At 70.9% G+C, this 21,502-nt stretch carries 21 protein-coding genes; 10 read left to right on the top strand and 11 right to left on the bottom strand.

The genetic code is table 11. From position 1 onward, the window contains the following. Positions 1–9: 9 nt before the first annotated feature. The 3 genes from ACSHV8_RS14600 to ACSHV8_RS14610 form a co-directional block, all read right to left on the bottom strand. Positions 10–624: a TetR/AcrR family transcriptional regulator gene (locus ACSHV8_RS14600; RefSeq protein WP_436533272.1), complete on the bottom strand. Its 615-nt coding sequence runs from the start codon at positions 622–624 to the stop codon at positions 10–12. Then, entirely contained in the window at positions 617–1,447 is an 831-nt protein-coding gene (locus tag ACSHV8_RS14605) for an alpha/beta fold hydrolase (protein ID WP_436533274.1), read from the bottom strand. Before ACSHV8_RS14605 ends, ACSHV8_RS14600 begins: the two co-directional genes overlap by 8 nt. A gap of 151 nt (positions 1,448–1,598) precedes the next feature. Continuing rightward, positions 1,599–2,048 carry a MarR family winged helix-turn-helix transcriptional regulator gene (locus tag ACSHV8_RS14610; RefSeq protein WP_436533276.1) on the bottom strand — a complete coding sequence of 150 codons (450 nt, stop codon included), beginning with the start codon at positions 2,046–2,048 and terminating at the stop codon, positions 1,599–1,601. Positions 2,049–2,130: 82 nt separating this feature from the next. Here ACSHV8_RS14610 and ACSHV8_RS14615 point away from each other — a divergent pair, with 82 nt between their 5' ends. The 3 genes from ACSHV8_RS14615 (at position 2,131) to ACSHV8_RS14625 (ending at position 5,123) form a co-directional block, all read left to right on the top strand. Next, a complete protein-coding gene (locus ACSHV8_RS14615; protein WP_436533278.1) occupies positions 2,131–3,228 on the top strand; it encodes an NAD(P)/FAD-dependent oxidoreductase in 1,098 nt (365 codons plus the stop codon). A 59-nt stretch (positions 3,229–3,287) separates the two neighbouring features. After that, a complete protein-coding gene (locus tag ACSHV8_RS14620) occupies positions 3,288–4,166 on the top strand; it encodes a helix-turn-helix domain-containing protein (RefSeq protein WP_436533280.1) in 879 nt (292 codons plus the stop codon). Between the two features lie 66 nt (positions 4,167–4,232). After that, complete coding sequence (locus ACSHV8_RS14625; protein ID WP_436533281.1) at positions 4,233–5,123, top strand: MBL fold metallo-hydrolase; 891 nt, start codon at positions 4,233–4,235, stop codon at positions 5,121–5,123. A gap of 54 nt (positions 5,124–5,177) precedes the next feature. On the opposite strand, the gene ACSHV8_RS14630 is transcribed toward ACSHV8_RS14625, so the two are convergent. Both ACSHV8_RS14630 and ACSHV8_RS14635 read right to left on the bottom strand, forming a co-directional pair. Beyond that, entirely contained in the window at positions 5,178–6,458 is a 1,281-nt protein-coding gene (locus ACSHV8_RS14630; protein WP_436533283.1) for a ThuA domain-containing protein, read from the bottom strand. Positions 6,459–6,557: 99 nt separating this feature from the next. Beyond that, positions 6,558–7,841: an MFS transporter gene (locus tag ACSHV8_RS14635; RefSeq protein WP_436533285.1), complete on the bottom strand. Its 1,284-nt coding sequence runs from the start codon at positions 7,839–7,841 to the stop codon at positions 6,558–6,560. Positions 7,842–7,937: 96 nt separating this feature from the next. On the opposite strand from ACSHV8_RS14635, the gene ACSHV8_RS14640 reads away from it, so the two are divergent. Beyond that, positions 7,938–8,783, top strand: coding sequence for a LysR family transcriptional regulator (locus tag ACSHV8_RS14640; protein ID WP_436533287.1), 846 nt, complete (start codon positions 7,938–7,940; stop codon positions 8,781–8,783). Between the two features lie 72 nt (positions 8,784–8,855). Here the strand turns inward: ACSHV8_RS14640 and cspE are convergent, their stop codons facing one another. Continuing rightward, entirely contained in the window at positions 8,856–9,059 is a 204-nt protein-coding gene (cspE, locus tag ACSHV8_RS14645; RefSeq protein ID WP_436533289.1) for a transcription antiterminator/RNA stability regulator CspE, read from the bottom strand. Positions 9,060–9,435: 376 nt separating this feature from the next. Between cspE and ACSHV8_RS14650 the strand changes: the two genes are divergently transcribed. Beyond that, a complete protein-coding gene (locus ACSHV8_RS14650; protein ID WP_436533291.1) occupies positions 9,436–9,756 on the top strand; it encodes a hypothetical protein in 321 nt (106 codons plus the stop codon). Between the two features lie 37 nt (positions 9,757–9,793). Here the strand turns inward: ACSHV8_RS14650 and ACSHV8_RS14655 are convergent, their stop codons facing one another. Both ACSHV8_RS14655 and ACSHV8_RS14660 read right to left on the bottom strand, forming a co-directional pair. Continuing rightward, a complete protein-coding gene (locus tag ACSHV8_RS14655; RefSeq protein ID WP_436533292.1) occupies positions 9,794–11,065 on the bottom strand; it encodes a class I SAM-dependent methyltransferase in 1,272 nt (423 codons plus the stop codon). 125 nt (positions 11,066–11,190) lie between these two features. After that, the gene (locus tag ACSHV8_RS14660; protein ID WP_436533294.1) at positions 11,191–11,967 is read right to left on the bottom strand and encodes an inositol monophosphatase family protein; all 777 of its coding nucleotides are present in this window, start codon (positions 11,965–11,967) and stop codon (positions 11,191–11,193) included. Between the two features lie 88 nt (positions 11,968–12,055). Here ACSHV8_RS14660 and ACSHV8_RS14665 point away from each other — a divergent pair, with 88 nt between their 5' ends. From ACSHV8_RS14665 to ACSHV8_RS14675, 3 genes are all read left to right on the top strand, one after another. Further along, positions 12,056–13,111, top strand: coding sequence for a DUF2855 family protein (locus ACSHV8_RS14665; RefSeq protein WP_436533296.1), 1,056 nt, complete (start codon positions 12,056–12,058; stop codon positions 13,109–13,111). Between the two features lie 123 nt (positions 13,112–13,234). Next, positions 13,235–14,881, top strand: a complete 1,647-nt coding sequence (locus ACSHV8_RS14670; RefSeq protein ID WP_436533298.1) for an MFS transporter — start codon at positions 13,235–13,237, stop codon at positions 14,879–14,881. A 58-nt stretch (positions 14,882–14,939) separates the two neighbouring features. Beyond that, positions 14,940–16,010: a lysylphosphatidylglycerol synthase transmembrane domain-containing protein gene (locus tag ACSHV8_RS14675; protein ID WP_436533300.1), complete on the top strand. Its 1,071-nt coding sequence runs from the start codon at positions 14,940–14,942 to the stop codon at positions 16,008–16,010. Positions 16,011–16,616: 606 nt separating this feature from the next. Here the strand turns inward: ACSHV8_RS14675 and ACSHV8_RS14680 are convergent. Both ACSHV8_RS14680 and ACSHV8_RS14685 read right to left on the bottom strand, forming a co-directional pair. Beyond that, positions 16,617–17,189 (bottom strand): YbhB/YbcL family Raf kinase inhibitor-like protein, encoded by a 573-nt coding sequence (locus ACSHV8_RS14680; protein WP_436533302.1) that lies wholly within the window; start codon positions 17,187–17,189, stop codon positions 16,617–16,619. A 49-nt stretch (positions 17,190–17,238) separates the two neighbouring features. Next, complete coding sequence (locus tag ACSHV8_RS14685) at positions 17,239–17,664, bottom strand: MarR family winged helix-turn-helix transcriptional regulator (RefSeq protein WP_436533304.1); 426 nt, start codon at positions 17,662–17,664, stop codon at positions 17,239–17,241. Between the two features lie 45 nt (positions 17,665–17,709). On the opposite strand from ACSHV8_RS14685, the gene ACSHV8_RS14690 reads away from it, so the two are divergent. After that, the gene (locus tag ACSHV8_RS14690) at positions 17,710–18,540 is read left to right on the top strand and encodes a metallophosphoesterase (protein ID WP_436533305.1); all 831 of its coding nucleotides are present in this window, start codon (positions 17,710–17,712) and stop codon (positions 18,538–18,540) included. 2 nt (positions 18,541–18,542) lie between these two features. On the opposite strand, the gene ACSHV8_RS14695 is transcribed toward ACSHV8_RS14690, so the two are convergent. Continuing rightward, positions 18,543–19,916 carry a S1C family serine protease gene (locus tag ACSHV8_RS14695; RefSeq protein ID WP_436533307.1) on the bottom strand — a complete coding sequence of 458 codons (1,374 nt, stop codon included), beginning with the start codon at positions 19,914–19,916 and terminating at the stop codon, positions 18,543–18,545. Between the two features lie 190 nt (positions 19,917–20,106). Between ACSHV8_RS14695 and glnT the strand changes: the two genes are divergently transcribed. Beyond that, complete coding sequence (gene glnT / locus ACSHV8_RS14700) at positions 20,107–21,423, top strand: type III glutamate--ammonia ligase (RefSeq protein WP_436533309.1); 1,317 nt, start codon at positions 20,107–20,109, stop codon at positions 21,421–21,423. Positions 21,424–21,502: the final 79 nt, after the last annotated feature.

The following is a 21,502-nucleotide window of genomic DNA, read 5'->3' on the forward strand; positions in this document are numbered from 1 at the left end:
GCCGGTCGGTCACCGGCCAGTCGCGTGGAACTGGCGACTGGCCGGGCCGGCCTCCGGATCGGTGGGGCCGTTACGCAGACCGGCGATGACGGTGTCGATCAGGAAGGCGTAGCTGCGGTCGACGTCGCGGGGCAACCCGAACCCGCCGGCCGCCTCGATCGTCGCGAAACCGTGCAGACTGGTCCGCAACACCCGGGCGGCGTCGACCGCGTGCGTCCCGCGCAGCTCGAAACCGGCCAGGACGTCGTACATCAGCTGCATGACCTCGTTGCTCAGCCGCGCGTGCTCCTCGTCGCCCTCCTCGGGCGCGCGGACGACCGACGCGTACTGACCGGGATGATCAAGGGCCCAGCGACGGTACGCCTCGGCGAACGCGCGAACCGCGTCCGGCCCGGACTGACCCACCGCGGCCCGCGACCCCGCGTCCCGGAAATCGCGCATCGCCCGCAGCGTGATCCCGCGCCGCAGCGCCTCCAGGGAGTCGACGTGCTTGTACAGCGACGGCGTCCGCACCCCCAGCCGCTCGGCCAGCAGACCCATGGTCAGCTTGTCGAAGCCGACCTCGTCGGCCAGCGCGGCCCCGGCCTCGATGACCGCGCTCGGGGCCAGGCCGGCCCTAGGCACGGGCGGTCGCCTGCAGGAACGTGAGCATCAGGGCCACCGTTTCGTCGGGGAACTGGGCGTGCATGTAGTGCCCGGCGCCATCGATCATCTCAAGCCGGGCCAGGCCGGCGGGCATCGCGGTCACGATCGCCGCACCCTCGGCCTGCGGGTCGGCCCAGTCCGGGTCCAGAGTGCCCTCGACGATCAGAACCGGACAGCGCACGTTGCCCAACTGGGCCCCGGCGTCGGCCGGCGAGGTCTGCGTCATCTTCTGCAGCGCCTTCATCCGGCCCGGCTCACGCAGCATCGCATCGACCGCGGCCAGGTCGGTGTCCCAGTCGGCCGGCTTGCGGCCCGGGTAGGCCACGTCCAGGTAGCCCTTCCAGGACGACAGGCTTCCGAGCATGGTCCCGACCATTTTCAGCATGCCCTTGCGGTAGCGCGCGTTCCCCAGATCACCCAGGCTGAACGACTGCGCGCGGGTGAACGGCGCGAGCTCGACGACCCCGGAGATCAGCTCGGGGGCCTGGGCGGCCGCGATCGTCGCCGCGCCGCCGGAGATCGAGTGGCCGACCAGCACGGCCGGTCCCCCGAGGTGACGGATCAGAGCAAGAAGATCACCCGCGATATCCGTACGGGAGTAGGCCGGCCACTGCGCACTGGACTCACCGGCGCCGCGGATGTCGGTGACGGCCACCCGATACCCGGCCGCGACCAGCCGCGGGGCGACGAACCGGTACGCGCTGCGGCTGTTGCCGATGCCCGGGGCGAGCACGACCAGGGGGCCTTCGCCGCTCACCTCGTACGCGATGGTCCCACCGTCGACGTTCAGAAACTCGGTCATGTCAGCTCTCCTCGCTCGGCTACTTCCGTTAGCTCATAAGCTAATCCAGTTAGCTTTACTCGTCAAGCCACCCCGACGTGACCGCCGTAACCCAGCCGATCCCGGTCGCCCGATCGTCGTGCCGGCCCACGCATGATGCGCGTGGCGGAAGTTAGTCGTTCCGGGTTTCGAGGCGCTCGACCGTCTGCCGGCTCCACGCTCCGATGGTTTCGGCCTGCTCGGGGGTGAGCGTCGCGAAGAACAGGCGGCGGATGTTCTCGCCGTGGCCGTCGATGGCGTTCGCCGCCGCCTCGCGGCCCGTGGCGGTCAGTTCGATGCCGATCCGGCGGCTGCTGGATTCGGCCGTGGTGGGTTCGACCAGGCCGCGGTTCTCCATCCGGGTGAGCTGGTGCGATACCCGGCTCTTGTCCCAGCCGAGCGATGCGGCCAGTTCGCCGACCCGCATCCGCCCTTCGGGCGCCTGGTGCAACGTGACCAGCACGCTGAATTCGGCCTTGGTGATGCCGTAGTCGCGTTGCAGGCAGCGGTCCAGTTCGAGCACGAGCAGGCGTTGCGCCTGCATCCAGGTGTGCCAGAGCTCCCATTCGTCCGGTTGCAGCATGCCGGAATCCTACCGCAGGAGTTGTCACGTCAACTCATCGCGACCTAGAGTTGTCATGACAACTTCTAGGTCGGAGGCAGAGATGAAACCTGCGGTGCTGGTCATCGGCGGCGGATACGGCGGGACGCTGGTCGCCAAGTCCCTGGACGCGGAGGCCGACGTCACGCTGGTCGACCCGCGGGAGGCGTTCGTCAACGCGGCCGCGTCGCTGCGCGCGCTGACCCGGCCGGACTGGGCGCCGAACGCGTTCTTCGCCTACGACACGCTGCTCGCCCGGGGACGGGTGATCCGCGACCGGGCGATCTCGGCCGACCCGGGCGGCGTGACGCTGGCGTCGGGCGGGCGGGTCGAGGCCGACTACCTGGTGCTGGCCACCGGCTCCGGCCACAGCTATCCGGCGAAGCCGCACCCGGAGTCGACGAGCGTGGCCCGGCAACTGGCCGACCTGCACGCGACCCACAAGGAACTGGCCGGGTCCGGCCGCGTGCTGATCCTGGGCGCCGGGCCGGTCGGGCTGGAGCTGGCCGGGGAGATCAAGGACGTCTGGCCCGACCAGTCGGTGATCGTCGTCGACCGGGGCTTCGAGTTGCTGCCCGGTTTCCTGCCCGAGGTGCGCGAGAGCCTGCACCGGCAGCTGGACGCGCTCGGTGTCGAGCTGCGACTGGGCACCGGGTTGACCGCGCCGCCGCCGGTCGAGCCCGGCCGGGCCGGTCGTTTCGCGGTCACCACCGATCGGGGCGAGACGATCGAGGCCGACATCTGGTTCCGCGCTTTCGGGGTTCAGGTCAACACCGGCTACCTCGCCGACGGGCGGCTCACGACGCTGACCGGGCGGGCGACGGTGCCGGTCGACGAGCGCCTCAACGTCCGGGGCTACCGGCACGTCTACGCGATCGGGGACATCATCGCGCACGCCGATCCCAAGATGGCCTCGTACGCGATGACTCAGGCCGAGGTCGTGGTGCGCAACCTGCGAGCGCAGCTGGCCGGGACCGAGCCGGACGCCGAGCACGCCGCGACCGGCGACCGGCGGATCCTGCTGCCGCTCGGGACCCGGGCCGGCGTCGGTCAGCTGCCCACGCCGGACGGGGTCGTGGCCGCCCCGGTGGAGACGGTTCAGCAGCGCAAGGGCGCCGATCTGTTCACCGCCCGGTTCGCCGGCCGGTTCGGGCGGGACTGACCTCTGCCTACCCATGGCAGGGTGTGGCTGGGTGCGCGGGACGTGCCGATACTCGATTCGTGGACAGCAAGAGGCATCTCGGTGAGTTTCTGCGAACCCGGCGCTCGCAGGTGCGGCCGGAGGACGTGGGGCTGGCCGAGTACGGCGACCGGCGGCGGGTCAGCGGGCTGCGGCGGGAAGAGCTCGCGCTGCTGGCCGGGGTGAGCGCCTCCTACTACGCCCGGCTCGAACAGGGATATTCGCTGAACGCGTCGCCCGAGGTGCTCGACGCGATCGCCCGGGCGCTGCGGCTCAACGACGCCGAGCGGCGGCACCTGCACGACCTCGCGGCCGGGACCCGGGCCCGGCCGGCGGTGCGGCGGGCGGCGCCCGAGCGGATGACCGGGGAGCTGGAGCAACTGGTCGAGGCGATGGGGGAGGCGCCGGTGGTGGTGCTCGGCCGGCACAGTGACGTGCTGGCCTGGAACCGGACCGGGCACGCGCTGTTCGCCGGGCACCTCGACCGGGCCGCGCCGGATCAGGTGCGGCACCGGCCCAACATGGCGCGGCTGGTCTTTCTCGATGCACACACCCGTGAGCTGTACGCGGACTGGCCGGCCAAGGCCCGGGCGGTCGTCGGGACGCTGCGGGTGGCGGCCGGGCGCTACCCGGACGACGTGGCGCTGTCCGGCCTGGTCGGGGAGTTGACGGTCCGCAGTGCGGAGTTCACCGACATGTGGGCCGCGCACCGGGTCAAGGCCGGTGGGGACGCGACCTACGAGATGCGGCATCCGCTGGTCGGGGCGATGACGGTCACGCAGCAGGCGCTGCTGACCGAGCAGGGGCACACGGTGGTGATCGCGACGACCGCGCCCGGGTCGCCATCACGGGCGGCCATGGCGTTGCTGGCGCACGGTGCGGCTTTCGCGGAACCGGCGCGCTCCGTCCGTACCGAATAGGCATTTTTTATTTTTATTCGGCAATGCGTGCGGTGATGCCGTGCGCCCAAAAAACGGAGAATTAAATTGTACGAGATCAAGCTGGGCGATGTCTCGGTGAGCCGCGTCGAGGAGATGCACGGGCCGGTGATGCCGACCGGGGCGTTCTTCCCGACCCTGCCCGGCGAGGCCTGGCAGCGGCACGCGGCCGAACTCGAACCGGACCACCTGGTCGGGGACATGGTGCACACGGCGATGCAGAGTTGGGTGCTGCGCAGCGAGGGCCGGACCATTCTGATCGACACCGCGATCGGGAACGACAAGTCGCGGCCGGCGGTGCCGTCCTGGGATCACCTGAACCTCGACTACCTGGGCAATCTGGCCCGGGCCGGGGTGCATCCGGAGGATGTCGACGTGGTCGTCAACACGCATCTGCACCTCGATCACATCGGCTGGAACACCCGGCTGGTCGACGGGGAATGGGTGCCGACGTTCCCCAATGCCACCTATCTGATGCCGCGGGCCGATTTCGACTACTGGAATCCGGAGAATCACCCGGGACTCGAAGGGCACGTCAATCAGAATGCGTTCGAGGACAGCGTCGCGCCGGTGTATGCGGCCGGGAAGGTGCATTTGTGGGAGGGACACCACGACATCGACGCGAACCTGCGGCTGGAGGCGGCTCCGGGGCACACTCCGGGAGCCAGTGTGATCAAACTGGTGTCCGGAAGTGATCGGGCGCTGTTCGCCGGCGACCTGATCCACACGCCGCTGCAACTGGAGCAGCTGGGGCACAACAGCTGCTTCTGCGAGGACCCGGTGGCGGCCGTGCGCAGTCGTCGTGAGCTGTTGGGCTGGGCGGCCGACAGCAACGCCCTGGTCCTGCCGGCCCACCTGAGCGGGCCCGGCGCGTTGGAGATCTCGCGGCGCGGGGACGCGTTCGCGATCGAGGGCTGGGCGCCCTTCGACCGTCTCTGATCGGTGAGGCCGGCCGGCGGTCCGGAGTGGATCCGGGCCGCCGGCCGGGGACCGTCACTGCAGGCGGAAGCTCTGGGCCGCCGTGCCGTTGCAGGTGTACTGGACCAGCTGAACACTGTCGGACGTGCTCGCGGCCGGGACGTCCAGGCACTTGCCGCTGTTGCGGTTGACGAGGTGGTAGTAGCCGCCGCTCTCGGCGACCGGCTGCCACTGCTGGTTGTTGCCGCCGCCGTACGTCCAAGTCTGGATCTTGGCATTGTCGGCGGTGGAAACGTCGGTCACGTCGAGCGCCTGGGCCGCGTTGCCGCGCTGGTTGATGCGCACGTAACCGCCGCTGGTGGTGGCGAACTGGTACTGCTGCGCGGTCGAACCGTTGCAGGTGTACTGCTGGATCGCGGTGCCGCTGACCGTCCCGGCGGAACGGGCGTCGAGGCACTTGGCGCTGTTCTTGTTGATCACCTGGTACCAGGCGGCCGGGTCGATCGGGCCGGTCGTGGGCGGCGGCGTGGTCGTGGTCTGCCCGCCGAGCCACTGCAGGCCCTGGATCAGCCACTGGTTCTGCTGCGCGCTCTCGAACGTCGACGACGTCCGCGTGTTGGTGTCGTAGTTCATGCCGTTGTGCCCGAAGTTGGCGTACAGCATCTTGTAGTTCTTGTTGGTCCACATGATCGGGTAGAACCCGCTGCGCCACTGCTGGTTCGGGTCGCTGCCGACCGGGAACGTGGACGCGTCGAGCGAGGCCAGGATGTCGATGTTCGCGTTCTGGCGCAGGTCGTTGCTCCAGGAGTACCACTCACTGACCGACGACTGGATGGTCGCGGGCAGCCCGGCGGTGGACGGGTGGTTGCGATCCTCGATCTTCAGGGTCTCGGCGGTCGGTCCCCAGGTGTTGGAGACGAAGTTCCCGGAGCCCAGGAACGTGTTGTAGTACCAGCTCCACGAGTTCGCGTCGGTGGTGAACGCGCTCACGTGGAAGCCCAGGAAACCGCCGCCGTTCTGCATGTAGGTCTGGAACGCGGCCCGGCGCTCGGCCGGCGGCCCGTCGTCCAGGAACATGACCACCTGGACGCCGGCCAGGCCACTGGCACTCAGTCGGCTCCAGTCGGTGGTGGCTTCCCAGGTGAAACCGTACTGGGCGCCGGCCTTCGGGAACCAGTCCTTGGCCTCCTTGTCGAAGTCGATGTGCGCGGCGTCCCAGGTGCCGTTGTAGAAGGCGAGCACCTTGAACGGGGTGGCGGCGACCGCCTCGGTCGTGCGCACGGCGAGACCGGCCGCGACGACGGTGAGCAGGGCGATCGTCGCCACCAGGGCGCGTTTGAGCAGCTTTCTGGCCACGTGGATACCTCGGGGACGAAGGAGCGGGGGAGAGCGGCGCGCGTGGCGTACATCCTCAGGTATCAATGTGGTGACCCGCAAGGTTAACAGTCCTAATTGTTAAAACATCTTCCTAAAGTACGTGGCGGAGCCCGCGCTGACCGCGGTGGCGAGCAGCAGCGCCAGGGCGGTTCCGGAACCGGCTCGGCTGTGGACTCCTGCTTGCAGGAGTGCGCCCATCGCGGCCACGCCGGCCGTGGCGCCGCCCTGGCGGACCGCGTTGAGCAGGCCACCGGCCGTGCCCGCGGTCCCGGGCGGCGCGGCGGTGAGCACGGCGGCGACGACCGGGGGCAGGACCAGTGAGACACCGGAACCGGAGACGAACAGCCCGGCGGTCAGCACCGCGTAGCCGGCGTCGGACCAGACCGCGGCGGCGAGGATCATGCTGCCGATCGACAGCATGAACAGTCCGGCCAGGATCGGCGGGCGTGGGCCGAAGCGGCTCACCAGGCGGCCGGTCACGGGCGGGCCGAGGACGAACGGGACGGTCAGCGGCAGCAGGACCAGGCCGGTGCCGGAGGCGGTCAGGTGATGTTCGCTGCGCAGCAGCAGCGGAAGTACGAACAAAGTGCCGTTGAGCGCGAAGTTGACGGCCGCGCCCGCGACCAGGCCGGCCAGGACCTGCTGGCGAGGTCGGGCGAAATGACGGAGTCGGGCGAACGCGGTCGCCGCGACGGTCGAAATGGCGGCGTGCAGCCACGACCCCGCCCCGGCAGCGATCAGCGCGTCGGTTCCGGCCGCCAGCGCCAGCGCCAGGATGGCCTGCGCGGGCCAGTCGATCCGCCGATCGCCGGCCGGACAGCGCACCGCCGGACCCGCGACCAGGGCGAGCACGAGGACGGTGATCGGCACGTTGACCACGAACACGGCCCGCCAGCCGGCCAGGTCGACGAGCACCCCGCCGACGACCGGACCCACGGCCACGGCCGCGCCGCTGATCGCCGCCCACAGGCCGACCGCCCGGGTCCGGGCACCCGGCTCGGGGTGGAGCCGTGCGATCAGCGCGAGGGACGCGGGCACGCACGCGGCGGCCGCGGCGCCCAGCGCCATCCGCAGGATCACCAGCACCGGCAGGCTCGGCGCGGACGCCGACAGCAGGGACAACGCCCCGAAAGCGGCGACACCGGCGCGGAACGCACGATGTGCGCCGTACCGGTCGGCGACCGCGCCGCCGGCCGGCAGCAGCGCGCCGAACATCACGGTGTAACCGGTGGTCGCCCACTGCAGCCCGGTGACCGACGCGTGCAGGCCGGCGGCCAGGTCGGGTTCGGCGACGGCCAGGACGGTCATGTCGAGCAGGACTATGAAATACCCGAAAGAGATACCCAGGAGCGGTTTTGTCACGCCGGGACTGTCGCCGGGCCGGGCCGTACGGCTCCACCGGAGCGACCGTATCGGCGTTCGGAAATACCGAACGCCCGGGGCCGGTTGTCCCTCGGCGTGGAACTTCGTCACCTGCGGGTCTTCGACGCCGTCGTCCGCGACGGCACGGTCACCGACGCGGCCACTGCATTGGGGATGGCGCCGTCGAGTGTGTCCGAGCAGATCCGGGCGCTGGAACGCTCGCTCGGGGTGGACCTGTTCGAGCGCCGGGCCCGCGGGATGCGGCTGACCGGGGACGGGGAACGCCTGGTCGGCTGGGCGCGTCAGCTGCTCGACCTGGCCGAGCGGGCCCGGCGAGACATGGCCGGGGCCCGGGACGGGGTGCGCCTCGGCGCGCTGGAGACGCTGGTGGCCACGTCCGTACCGGAAATCCTGAAACGTCTGGGGGAGCGCCGGCCGGACCTGAAGGTGGACGTCCGATCCGCCGCCGACCGGTCGGCGCTGCTCACCGACGTGGAGGCCGGACGGCTCGACGCCGCGCTGCTGCTCGACACCGGGGCCGCGCTGGGTGGTCTCGGCTTCCGGCCGCCGCCGGCGTCACTGGCGTTCCTCGACCTGGACCCGGTGCCGCTCGCCCTGGTCGCCCGGCCCGGTCAAAGCCTGGATGGGCAGCGGTTGCTGCTCAACGCACCGAACTGCTCGTTCGCGCTGGCCGCGGGGCGAATCTTCAGCCCCGGCACCGAGCGGATCTTTCTCGGCTCGGTCGCGACCGTGCGCGCCTGGGCCGAGCAGGGACTGGGCGTCGCGCTGCTGCCCGAATACGCGGTCACCGCCGCGGTCGAGGCCGGAAACCTGGCCCGGCTGGGCGATCCGCTGCCTCCGCTGAGCGTGCGACTGGTGTGGCGGGAGGACAAAGAATCGCGTCCTGAGGTGCGCGATCTTCTCTACGCGATCAGCGCCTGAAAGCTATTTCGAGAAACGCCGAAACGGCGGCCCGCCGAAACCAGTCGGGCCGCCGTGGCGTGAAACGGTGGATCAGAGAGCGCGGATGTTCTCCGCCTGCGGGCCCTTCTGGCCCTGCGTGATTTCGAACTCCACGCGCTGGTTCTCGTCGAGGCTGCGGAAGCCGCTCGAGGAGATCGCGGAGAAGTGGGCGAAGACGTCGGGGCCGCCGTCGTCCTGGCTGATGAAACCGAAGCCCTTGTCAGCGTTGAACCACTTGACGGTACCGGTAACCATGTCTGCTCCTTCGCAGGCAGTTCGAAGTCCACACCGTGCGGACCCCGCGCGCCGCCGCGTTGATCATCCCGCGTCGAACCGACACGACAAACGAAAAAGCGCCCAGCGGGTTCAGATGACCCATCAGGCGCCGAAAACGTCTACGGAAATCAAAACTGCAACGCGATTGAACCTAGCACAGAAAATCCCGGCCGTTGCGCATTTCGGCGCGGCGACCGCCGTCACAAGGTTTCCCGGATATTGAGCGCCGCTGAACAACGGCATCTCTGGATGGGGCGGGTAGTGTGGACCGGGGCCTTGCGGCACCATGACGACGAGAACCCTCCGGTTTGCGGTCAGGCGTCAGGCACCACCGAGACCAGAGGAGCACGACCTCGTGTCAATCCAGCCCACCCTGCGCGAACCCACCCAGAACCTCCGCGACCGCGGGGCCGCGAATTTCCACGCCGCACTCGGGCGTGTCCTGGCCGCCGGGCTCGAGGACGCCCTGGCCGCCGGCGATCACGACCGGGCCATCAACCTGATCAACCGGGGCTTCGCCGAGGGCACCCCGCAGATCGGCTGCGAGCTGCTGTGCCGGGCCATCGACGTGGTCGGCGCGGCGCGGACGTGGACGGTGCAGCTCGCACCCCTGTCCCACCTGCGTCAGCGGTCGACCGGCAGCGCGAGCGCCGACCAGCCGGCCTCACCGAACTGAGCCTCGTCGGCATCAGGTCGGCGCGGCCGGCCCTCGGTCAGCCCAGGAAACCGGTGCGGGTCGGCGGCATGCCGCTGGTCCCGTCCCGGTGCGTCTTCACGGCGAGCACCTGGTTGACCCCGATCCGGGCCTGCTCGAACGCGAGCGCCGACGCCGCCATGTAGAGCCGCCACACCCGGGCCCGCCCCGGCGTGGTCAGACGCATTGCGGTTGCCCAGTCCGATTCCAGGTTCGCGACCCACTCGCGCAGCGTGCGGGCGTAGTGCTCGCGCAGCGCGTGCACGTCGCGGACCTCGAAGCCGGCCTCCTCCAGCAGCGTCACGGTGGTGCCGATCGGCGCCAGTTCACCGTCCGGGAACACGTACGCGTCGATGAAACTGCGCTGCTGCGGGCCCGTCCCGGTGACCGGGTGCAGGGCCGAGATCTGGTGGTTGAGCAGCCGGCCGCCGGGCTTGAGCTGGCGGTGCAGGATCCCCGCGTACTCCCGGTACGGCCCGGTGCCGACGTGCTCGGCCATGCCGACGCTGGAGATCGCGTCGAACGGCCCGTCGTCCAGGTCACGGTAGTCCTGCACGCGGATCTCGACCTGGTGGCTGAGCCCGGCCGCGGCGACCTGCTTGCGGGCGAAGTCGGCCTGCTCGGTGGAGAGCGTGATGCCGAGGACCTGCACCCCGTACTCCTGGGCGGCGTGCAGGGCCAGGCTGCCCCACCCGCACCCGACGTCGAGCAGCCGCATGCCGGGGCGCAGCTCCAGCTTGCGGCAGATCAGGTCGAGCTTGTCGCGCTGGGCGTCGGCCAGCCCGTACGCCGGATCGTCGGACGTCCAGTAGGCGCACGAGTAGACCATGCTCTCGCCGAGCACGATCCGGTAGAAGTCGTTGCCGACGTCGTAGTGGTGACCGATCGCCTGCCGGTCCCGGCTCCTGCTGTGCCGGGTCCCGGCGACCGTCATCTCCTCCGGCGGCGGTTTCGGCTGGCTGCCGATGATCCCCAGCCGCAGCGCCTCGCCGGCCGCGGCCCGCAAGGGCAGGCCGGACGTGCCGGCCGGACGCCAGAGCAGCGGCGCGAGCCGGGCGAGGACGTCGTAGAGGTCGCCCTCCACGTCGATCTCGCCGGAGACGTACGCGCGGGCCAGGCCGAGCTGGTTGGGCTGCCACATCAGCCGGCGCAGCGCCCGCCGATGCCTGACGATCACGAGCGGTGAGTCGGCGGGACCGGCCTCGGAGCCGTCCCAGGCGCGAAGCCGTACCGGCATGGGGGTCTGCAGCAGGGTCTCGAGCAGATTCTTGAGCCTGTCAGCGGTGGGCATGGTGACCTCCCGGGGGTGACGCTTGCCGTGGTGGATGTGGGCAACCACCACGGCCGATCTCCGAGTCACTATCCGCCTGCGCCGGCCAGTTACATAAGGCCCTTTTGTATTTTGTGGCCCGCGACTCAGGCGCTGCCGCGAATCCGTTCCGACAGGTCGGGCCAGAGCTGCGGCGCCGCGCCGATCGTCAGCTCGGTGGTGAACTCCGGGCCGTGGCCGCCCAGGACGACGCCGGCCTCGCGGGCGATCAGCGCCCCGGCCGCGATGTCCCACAGGAACGTGTCCAGGGCGAAGCCGCCGTCCAGGCGCCCGGCCGCCTGGTAGACCAGGTTCAGCGCGGCCGGCACCCGGCGGATGTCCCCGACCAGCGGGAGCAGGTCACGCACGACCCGGGCGGCCCGTTCCTTGGTCTTCGGGTTCGGCTGGAAGCTCACCCCGACCAGCGCCTTGTTCAGGGGCTCACCGGTCGGCCGGGCCAGCGGCACGCCGTTCAGGAACGCGCCCCCGCCGTCGATCGCGCTGAACGTCTCCCCGGCCACCGGCTCGTGCACGACCGCCAGCCGCGGCTGGTCCTCGTGGTGCAGGGCGACGCAGACCGACCACGGCCCGGTGCGGCTGATGTAGTTGCGGGTGCCGTCGAGCGGATCCACGATCCACGTCCAGCCGCTCGTGCCCTCCCGGCCGTGACCCTCCTCGGCCTGCACCGCGTCGTCCGGCCACTGCGCGCGGATGGCGTCGACGATGAGGCGTTCGCTCTCGATGTCGACGTCCGAGACGACGTCGTTGACGTGGGCCTTGGGGGCGCCGACCCGGAGGGTGTCGCGGCGTTCGAGCTGCAGCCGGCCGGCCCGTTCGGTCAGGGCGGCGACCAGGTCACGGGCCGCGAGAAGATCTCGTTCCATTCACGGACAGTATCCGACCGGCGAACTGTGTAATTTTGCACTCTCAGTGCACTTGTGTGGATTGACCAGGATGTTTAGCGTCGTGGCCATGCCTCGCTCATGGACGGTCGCGGTTGCTCGCGACGATCTCGCACAGATGACGTACGCCGAGGGCGACGTGCCCGCCGTGACCGACGGCGAGGTCCTGCTGCGCGTCGACCGGGTCGGGCTGACCGCGAACAACGTCACCTACGCGGTGCTCGGCGACGCCATGCGCTACTGGGAGTTCTTCCCGTCCGGGTCGCCCGAGCGGGGCCTCGCGCCGCTGTGGGGGTTCGCCGACGTGGTCGCCTCGACCGTGCCCGAGGTTGCCGTCGGCCTGCGCGTCTACGGCTACCTGCCGCCCGCGAGCCACCTGGTCGTGCGGCCCGAACGGGTCGACGAGTCCGGATTCCGGGACGGCTCCGCCCACCGCGCCGAGCTGCCGTCGCCCTACAACGTGTACCGCGCCACCACCGGCGACCCGGCCTACCGCAAGGACCAGGAGGACCTGCTGATCCTGTTCCGGCCGCTGTTCTACACCTCGTTCATGCTGGCCGACCAGGTCGCCGACAACGACTTCTACGGCACCCGGACGCTGATCATCTCGTCCGCGTCGAGCAAGACGGCGTACGCGGCGGCGGCCGAACTGCGCGACCAGGGTGTGCGCCTGATCGGGCTCACCTCGCACGGCAACGTCGAGTTCACCCGCTCGCTCGGCTGCTACGACGAGGTCCGCACCTACGACGAGATCGACTCGCTCGACCTCGTCCCGAGCGTGTACCTCGACCTGTCCGGCTCCCCGCAGGTCCGCGCCGCCCTGCGCGAGCGTCTCGGCGATTACCTGGTCCGCGACATCGCGGTCGGGCTCACCGGCCAGGTCCCCAACGCCGGCGCCGCCGGTGAGGTGTTCTTCGCCCCGGTCCAGATGCGCAAGCGCCGCCACGACTGGGGGCGCGACGGCCTGGAGGAGCGTTTCACCGCCGCCTGGCAGCGTTTCGCCACGGTCGTCGACGGCTGGCTGGACGTTCAGGTCGGCCACGGGCCCGACGAGCTGCAGAGGGTATGGCTCGAAGTTCTCGGCGGCCGGGTGCCGCCGCGAGTGGGTCACGTCGTTCAGCTCTGAAGGCCGGTCCCATCTGGGTGACCACTTTCAGCCTCGGGAAATGTTACGGTCTGCCGCCGGGCGGTCCGCTGGTCCGCCGGCGGGGAATCGGACGAACGGATCTGAGACGACCCGATGGCACTTATGGACCGCGTTGACGCAGGCCCGCGCGTCGTGCTGCCCCGCTGGGCGGGGCGGCCCGACGTGGTGGCCGGGCTGCTCGCCGGCGCGCTCAGCCTGATGTGGGGATTCTGGCTGGCCCGCGACGCCGGCGACCTGGCCGCCCAGTACGCGTGGACGTCGTTCGTCCGCCACCACCCCGGATCGGCCTACAACCTGTCCTGGTACGGCGGCATGCACCCGGCCTCGTACAGCGTCCTGTCGCCGTACCTGATGGCCTGGCTCGGTGTCCGCACCACGGGCGTGCTGGCCTGCACGGGCACGGCGACCCTGGCCGGTTACATCCTGCTGCGGTCCGGGATATCCCGGCCGCTGCTGCCGGCGCTGTGGCTGTCCGTGGCGGTCTGGGGCAACCTGGCCGCCGGTCGGGTCACGTACCTCATCGGCCTGGTCTTTGCCCTGTTGGCGGCCATCTGTCTGCTCAGCGGATCCGGTCGCCACCGTCCCTGGCCGGTCGCGGCGGCGGTGCTCGGCACGATCGCCACCCTGTGCAGCCCGGTCGCCGGCCTGTTCATCGAGGTGCTGGCCGCGGCCATGTTCCTGACCGGCCGGCGCCGCCACGCCCTCTGGATCGGGTCCGGCCCGCCGGTGGTCGTCGGCACGACGTCGATGCTGTTCCCGTTCTCCGGCGTGCAACCCTTCCCGTGGTACGCCGCGCTGGTCACGGTCGGTGCGGCGGTCGCCGTGGCCGTGCTCACCCCCGACACCTGGCGCACGGTGCGGGCCGGCGCCTGGGTCTACGCGGTCGGCGTCACGCTGTGCTGGGTGCTCCCGACCCCCATCGGCAGCAACGTCGAACGCCTCGCGGTGCTGCTCAGCGCCGCGTTCCTGATCTGCGCCGCCGCGATCGGGCAACCCCTGAGATCAAAGACGATTGCGACGTACGTCATAGCCACCGCCCTCGCCGCCTGGACCGTCATCCAGCCGCTGGTCGACTACGCCCGCACCTCCTCCTCGGCCCCGGCCACCGTCGACGAGGCCCAGCCGCTGGTCACCGCGCTGCAACGGCTGAACGCGGAGCAGGGCCGGGTCGAGGTCGTGCCGCTGCGCACGCACTGGGAGGCGGTGAGCCTCGCCCCGCACGTCAACCTGGCCCGCGGCTGGAACCGGCAGACCGACGTGCACCGCAACCCGCTGTTCTACGACGGCACGCTGACCGCGGACTCGTACCGGCAGTGGCTGCACAACTGGAGCGTCGGCTTCGTCGTCCTGCCGACCGCCGAGCCGGACAACGCCGGGATCGCCGAAGCGCGGATCATCACGGCCGGACAGACCTGGCTGCCGCTGGTCTGGAGTGATGCGAACTGGCGGGTCTACCAGGTCGAGGGGACCGACCCGCTCGCCTCGACCCCGGCGACCGTCACCTACGCCGGACCGGCCGCGGTCACCGTGCACCTGCCCGAGGCCGGCACGACCCTGCTGCGGATCGCCTGGTCACCGTGGCTGACCGTGCACGGGGTAGGAGCCCGGGCGGCCTGCCTGACCCAGAAGGGGTCGTGGACCGAACTGGTCGCCCAGGCCGCCGGGACGTACACGGTCGAGGCGCGATACACCCTCGACCGCGGCACGCCCTGCCCGGAACGCACACTGTCGTCCCACCGGCGGCAGTGAGACCGCGGCGTTACGCCGGAATTGTCAACCCTGGTCGGTCCTGACCGACATTGAGAGCATGACCGTGACCAGCCGCCCCGCCGACACGGTCGACGGCGCCCGCCCGGCCCGGCGACACCCGGCCCGCCGCTGGATCCGGCGCCTCGCGATCACCGCGATCGTCGTCGCGTTCGCCGTCGAACTGGTCATCGGCTGGCCGTCCCTCTCCTCGGCACTGTCCCAGCTGCGAGCCCCGCACGCCGGCTGGCTCGCCGCGGCGGTCGTCGCCGAACTGGCCGCGATGGGCGCGTACGGCCGCATGCAGCACTTCCTGCTCTCCTCGGCCGGGCTGCGGGTGCCGATCTACCGCAACGTCGCGCTCGCCTACGCCGCCCACTCGCTCAACGAGACACTGCCCGGCGGGCCGGCGTTCTCCACCCAGTTCAACTTCCAGCAGATGCGCCGATTCGGGGCCACCCCGGCCGTCGCCACCTGGTGCATCGCGCTCTCCGGCATCCTCTCGACCACGGCCCTGGCCCTGGTCACCGCCGTCGGAGCCCTCGCCTCGAACGGCGAACCGAACTGGCTCGGACTGGCCGGCCTCACCGTCGTCACCGTGCTCATCATGTTCGGCGTGCAGCGCGTCACCCGGCGCCCGCAGATGCTCGAACCGGCCGTCCGGGCCGTACTGACCCGCGTCAACCGGGTCCGCCGCCGCCCGGCCGAACAGGGCCTCGACCGGGTGCGCGGCTTCATCGGCCAGCTCGGCGCGGCCCGCCTCACCGCCGGCTACGGCGCCGCCGCGGCGATCGCCGCCATCCTCAACTGGGCCTTCGACGCCGTCTGCCTGTGGCTGTGCCTGCGCGCGGTCACCGGCGGCCCGATCGACTCCACGCAGGTGCTGCTGGCGTTCTGCGCCGGCATGGCCGCCGGGACGATCACCATCATCCCGGGCGGCCTCGGCATCATCGACAGCGCCCTGATCCTCGGCCTGGTCACCGGCGGCGTCGACACCCCCACGGCCATCGCCGCCGTGGTCCTCTACCGCATCATCAGCTTCGGCTTCATCATCGGCGCCGGCTGGATCAGCTGGCTGATCATGCGCCGCCGCCACCGCGCCTACCTCGCCACCCTCCCCACCACGGACTAACCCCACGCCCCCGGCCCACCCGCCCAACGCCACCCAGGCCCAGCCGCCCAACGCCGTCTCGGCCCAGCCGCCCAACGCCGCCCGGCCCAGCCGCCCGCCGCCGTCTCGGCCCAGCCCCGGTGTCGCGCCCCGTCTAGCCGCCCGGTGTCGCCCCCGTCTAGCCGCCCGGCGTCGCGCCGGTTCCAGCTGTCCCGCGCCGAGGCAGGCGGGCGGCCCGGCATTCGTCGGCCGCTATCCGCGTTGCCGCTCCTCTGGCGGCCTCGCCCGGCTGGCGCTGACGGTCGTCATCAGGCCTGCGCTCAGCCCCCAGCACCAGCCGCCCACCCTCAGCTGGTGCTGATGGCTGTTCCCAGGCCGGCAGGTAGCCGTCAGTGCCAGCCGGCTGGGCTCGGCTGGTGGTGAGGGTCGCGGCGGGGCCGATTTGCAGCCGTCAGCACCAGCCGCCCACCCTCAGCTGGTGTTGACGGCTGTTCCGGGGCCGGCCAGCAGCCGTCAGCGCCAGCTGCGCGCGCTCAGCTGGTGCTGGCGGCTGTTTTCGGGCTGGCTGGCAGCCGTGGGGGCCAGCTGGCTGGGCTTGGCTGGTGGTGGGGGCTGGGGGAGTGGGGGTCAGCAGGTTCGGGTGCCGGTGAGGGTGGCGGAGGCGAGGACGTGGCCGGCGAGGGCTGGGGGGAGCTGGGTGGGGTTGGGGATCCGGGTGAGGTCGATCGGGGTGTCGAGGGCGTAGAGGTGGAAGCGGTAGCGGTGGGGGCCGTGACCGGGCAGGGGGCGGGGGCCGACGTACTTGGCGATTCCCCGCAGGGCGGGGAGGAAGCGGAAGGACGGGTCCTTCGGGGTCAGGGCGCCCTCGGGCAGGCCGTCGGCGTTCGGGGTGAAGGCGACGATGGTGTGGATGCCGGGTTTGGGGCCCAGTGGGACGTCCAGGTCTTCGAAGATCAGGACCAGGTCTTTCGTGCCTTCGGGCAGTTCGCTCCAGGTGAGGGCCGGCGAGGTGTCGCTGCCGATGAAGATGCCGCAGTGTTTGGCGGGGATGACTTCGCCGTCGCGGAAGGCGGGGGAGGAGAGGGTGAAGTGGTTAGGAGTGGCCAGGCCGGGGGCGTTGGCGAGGCTCGCCGACTCGTCCGGGCGGCGGTTGCGCAGCGCCCGGCCAAGTGGGAACAGGAGAATTTCGACGGGGTGCATGGCGCTCCAGGGCAGGATCGGTCGAGCGGACAGGACTTGGTAGGTCGGGCTAGGAGTCGGCTATGCGGAGCAGCAGGGCGGCAACCCGGGCGATGTCGTCCCGCTCGGCCGGGGTCAGCTCGGCGAGGCGCCCGTTCAGCCAGTCGCGCCGGTGCCGGCGGGATGCGGTGACTGCCGCTTGCCCGGTCTCGGTCAGGGTGAACAGGACCTTGCGCCGGTCGGCGGTGTCCCGGGACTTGGTCACGTAGGCGAGCTGTTCGAGCCGCCGCACGGTTTGGCTCATCGACCCGAGCGTGACTTTCGCCGCTTCGGCCAGGTCGCTCAGGCTCATCGGCCCCCGCTTGTCGATGACGATCATGACGAGCAGGGCCGCGTCCGGGACTTCGCCCTCGACCCGTTCGGAGCGGAACCGGCTGTAGAGGCGCACCACCGCCCGCCGCAGGTCGGCGCCGACCTCCTCCGCGTTCTCGCTCATAGTTACTTAGTATAACTACGGAATCAGAGCGATAGCGTGCGGGGCATGCGGCTACTACATCTCTCCGACACGCACCTGACCCGCGAGGCCGAACCGAACCCGTACGGCATCGATCCCGCCGAGTCGCTGCGGCGGATCCTGCGGGACTGTTCCGAGCTGCCCGGCGTCGACGCGATCCTGGTCTCCGGGGACGTGGCCGACGACGGCACTCCCGAGGCGTACGCGCAAGCCTTTGAATTGATCGGTAACCGCGAGGTGCCCGCCTTCTTCACCACCGGAAATCACGACGAGCGCGGGGCGTTCGCGGCGGTTCTCGGCTGCGGGCACCCGAAACCGGTCGCCGAGTTCGACGGGCCGGAGCGGGCCGCGGTCAGCCTGATCGAGGGATATCGCCTGGTCACGCTGGATTCGTTGATCCCCGGCAAGACGTACGGCCGGATCTCCGCCCGGCAACTCGACTGGCTGCGCGAGATCCTGACCGAGCCCGCGCCCGAGGGGACCGTGGTGGCGTTCCACCATCCGCCGGTGATCGTTCCCGGTCACCGGGTGCAGGAGTGGGCCGGGCTGCGCAACGGCGACGAACTGGCCGCCGTACTGACCGGGACCGACGTGCGGCTGATCCTCTGCGGGCACTTCCACCTGCAGTTGTTCGGGATGTTCGCGGGCGCGCCGCTGTGGGTCACGCCCGGCGTGGTCAACCGGATCGACCTGACCGGGACGCCGGGCGTCGACCGGTTCGTCAAGGGCGCGTCGGCGACCCTGATCGACCTCGGCGGTCCGCACTCCCCGGTCCTGCACACGCTGCACGCGCGGGATCCGGAGATGGGGCGGACCGCCTACGAGGTCGACTTCCGGGAGGTGTCCCTGTCGGACTGAGGTCAGCCGACCGGGCCGGTGGCCAGCTTGGCCGTCGCGGTGTGCGACTGGCCGTTGACGTCGGTCCAGGCCAGCTTGACCTTGTCGCCGGGGTGGTAGTGGTCGAGCAGGTTGGTCAGGTCGGTGGCCGAGGCGACCGCGCTGCCGGCGACCGCGGTGATCACGTCACCCCGGGTCAGGCCGGCCGATTCGGCCGGGGAGCCCTGGACCACCCCGAGAACCGCCGGGCCGCTGACGCCCTGGCCGCGCTCACTGCTGGTCACCTCGACGCCGAGGTACGCCGTGGAGCCGAGGTGGATGCTGCTGGACGACTGCCCGGCGCGGATCTTGTCGGCGATCGCGGTGGCGTCCGCGATCGGGATCGCGTAGCCGTCGCCGCCGGCCGCCTGGTACGAGAAACCGGTCGACGCGGCCGTGTCCACCCCGATCACCTGACCGGAAGTGGTCAGCAGCGGGCCACCCGAGTCGCCGGCCTCGATGTCGGCGTTGACCTCGATCAGGCCGGTCAGCTTCTCGGACGCGCCGGTCGACTCGTCCGAGGCGGTGATCGACTGGCCGAGCGCGGCGACCGCCCCGCCGACCGCGCTCGGGGTGCCGCCGGTGCCGCCCGCGTTGCCGATCGCCACGACCGGGTCGCCCTGCCTGACCGCCGAGGTCGCCAGGGTCGCCGTGGTCAGGCCGGACGCGCCGGAGAGCCGTAGCACCGCGATGTCGTGCGAGCGGTCGTAGCCGATCACGGCGGCCCGGTAGTCCTTGTGGTTGCCGATGTCGGTGACGGTGATGCTGGTCGCACCGGCGACGACGTGGTTGTTGGTCAGGATGATGCCGTCCGAGGCGATCACGATGCCGGTGCCGGCCGCCTCCGCGTTCTGCGCGCCGAGCACGGTGGTGATGTCGACCAGCGCCGGGTCGACCTTGGCGGCGACCGCCGAGACCTGCGCCTGCGTGGCACCGCCGGCGGTCGTGCCACCGCCGGTGCCGGACCCCGAGCCGGTGCCCGAGTTCGGATCCGTGTTCGGGTCGGTGTTCGGATCGGTGCCGCCGAACTGCGATCCGTTCCCCGTCCCGGGGTTGAACGGCAGGTACGGCGAGGTGGCGCTGGACTGCGCCACGGGCGTCGGCTTCAGCGACCACCCGGCCGCGAAACCCCCGGCCGCGGTGATCGCCAGCACCGCCAGCCCGCCGCCGATCAGGGCGGTCATCCGCCCGTTGCGCCGCCGCGCCGGCTCCGGCGGGGGCGGCCACCCGGGCTGGGCCGGCCACTGGCCCGCCCCGGCCCACTGCCCCGGCTGACTCCATCCGGTGTTGACCGGCCAGTGCTGCTGCTGGGGCGCCCACGCCCCGTGCGTTTCCGGACCCTGCTCAGGAATGGTCACCGGATTCTCCTCCCGGCCGGTATCGATCTATCACCGTTTTATGTACTCCCGGAATCTGGAAGTCGGCTGACCGAACCCTGTGGATCCCCGGGGGGTTTCCGTAACGGCCCGTGCCCTTCCCCGTAACAGAGACCCGGTTCACTCTTGTGAAACATAGTTTCTTGTGAAGAATCATCTCTGGGGAGGTCACGTGTCACAGGCATCCGAGCTCGCACAACTCGCGGAGGCGGCGAACGTCCGCTTCATCCTGGCGCTCTTCGTCGACCTGCGCGGCAAGCCGTGCGCCAAGCTGGTCCCGGTCGAGGCCGTGGAGACGCTGGCCGGCGAGGGCGTCGGATTCGCCGGGTACGCCGTGGGCGCCATCGGCCAGCAGCCGCGCGACCCGGACCTGATGGCCATCCCCGACCCGGCCTCGTTCACCCCGGTCCCGTTCCTCAAGCCGGGCCTGGCCGTCGTGCACTGCGACCCGCACGTCAACGGTGAGCCGTGGCGGTTCGCGCCGCGCGTGATCCTCAAGGCGATGCTGGCCCGCGCGGCCGAGGCCGGGTTCGCCCCCTGGGTCGGCGCCGAGGTGGAGTATTTCCTTCTCGAGCGCGACGGCCAGGGCGGTCTGCGACCGGCCGACACGCACGACACGGCCGCCCAGCCCTGCTACGACGCGCGCGGCGTGACCCGGATGTACGAGCACCTGACCGCGATCTCCACCGCGATGAACGAGCTCGGCTGGGGCAACTACGCCAACGACCACGAGGACGGCAACGGCCAGTTCGAGCAGAACTTCGCCTACGCCGACGCGCTGACCACCGCCGACCGGGTGATCACCCTGCGCTACCTGCTGACCATGCTGGCCGAGCGGCGCGGCATGACGGCCACGTTCATGCCGAAACCGTTCGCCGACCGGACCGGCAACGGCCTGCACCTGCACATGTCGCTGACCGCGAATGATCAGCGGGTCTTCCCGGCCGACGGCGACGACCGCGGCCTCGGGCTGTCGCCGACGGCCTACGCCTTCGTGGCCGGCGTCCTCGAACACGCGTGCGCGTTGCAGGCGCTGCTGGCGCCGACGGTCAACTCGTACAAGCGGACCGGAGCGGTCGCCACCACGTCCGGCGCGTCCTGGTCGCCGAGGTTCGCCACCTACGGTGGCAACGACCGGACCCATTACGTACGGGTTCCCGACGACCAGCGGGTCGAGCTGCGCGGCGGCGACGGCTCGGCCAACCCGTACCTGGCCATCGCCGGCGCCCTCGGCGCGGGCCTGGACGGCATCGCCCGCTCGCTCGACCCCGGCCGGCCCGGCGCGGGGGAGTCCAAGGGCGATCCGCTGCCGCAGACCCTGCTCGACGCGATCGGTGCGTTCGAGGCCGACGACCTGCTCACCGGGGTGCTGGACGCCGCCGGTCCCGGGGTCGCGGCCTACTTCGCCCAGCTCAAGCGGGACGAGTTCTTCGCCTGGCACAGCGCCGTGTCGCCGTGGGAGATCGACCAGTACCTCCAGGCCTTCTGAAAGGGGTCACCATGTGCGGAATTGTGGGCCTGCACCTGAGAAATTCGGACTTATACCCTCGTCTCGGCGTCCTCCTCGC

It is taken from the genome of Actinoplanes sp. HUAS TT8 (assembly GCF_051380535.1).
Lineage (GTDB): Bacteria > Actinomycetota > Actinomycetes > Mycobacteriales > Micromonosporaceae > Actinoplanes.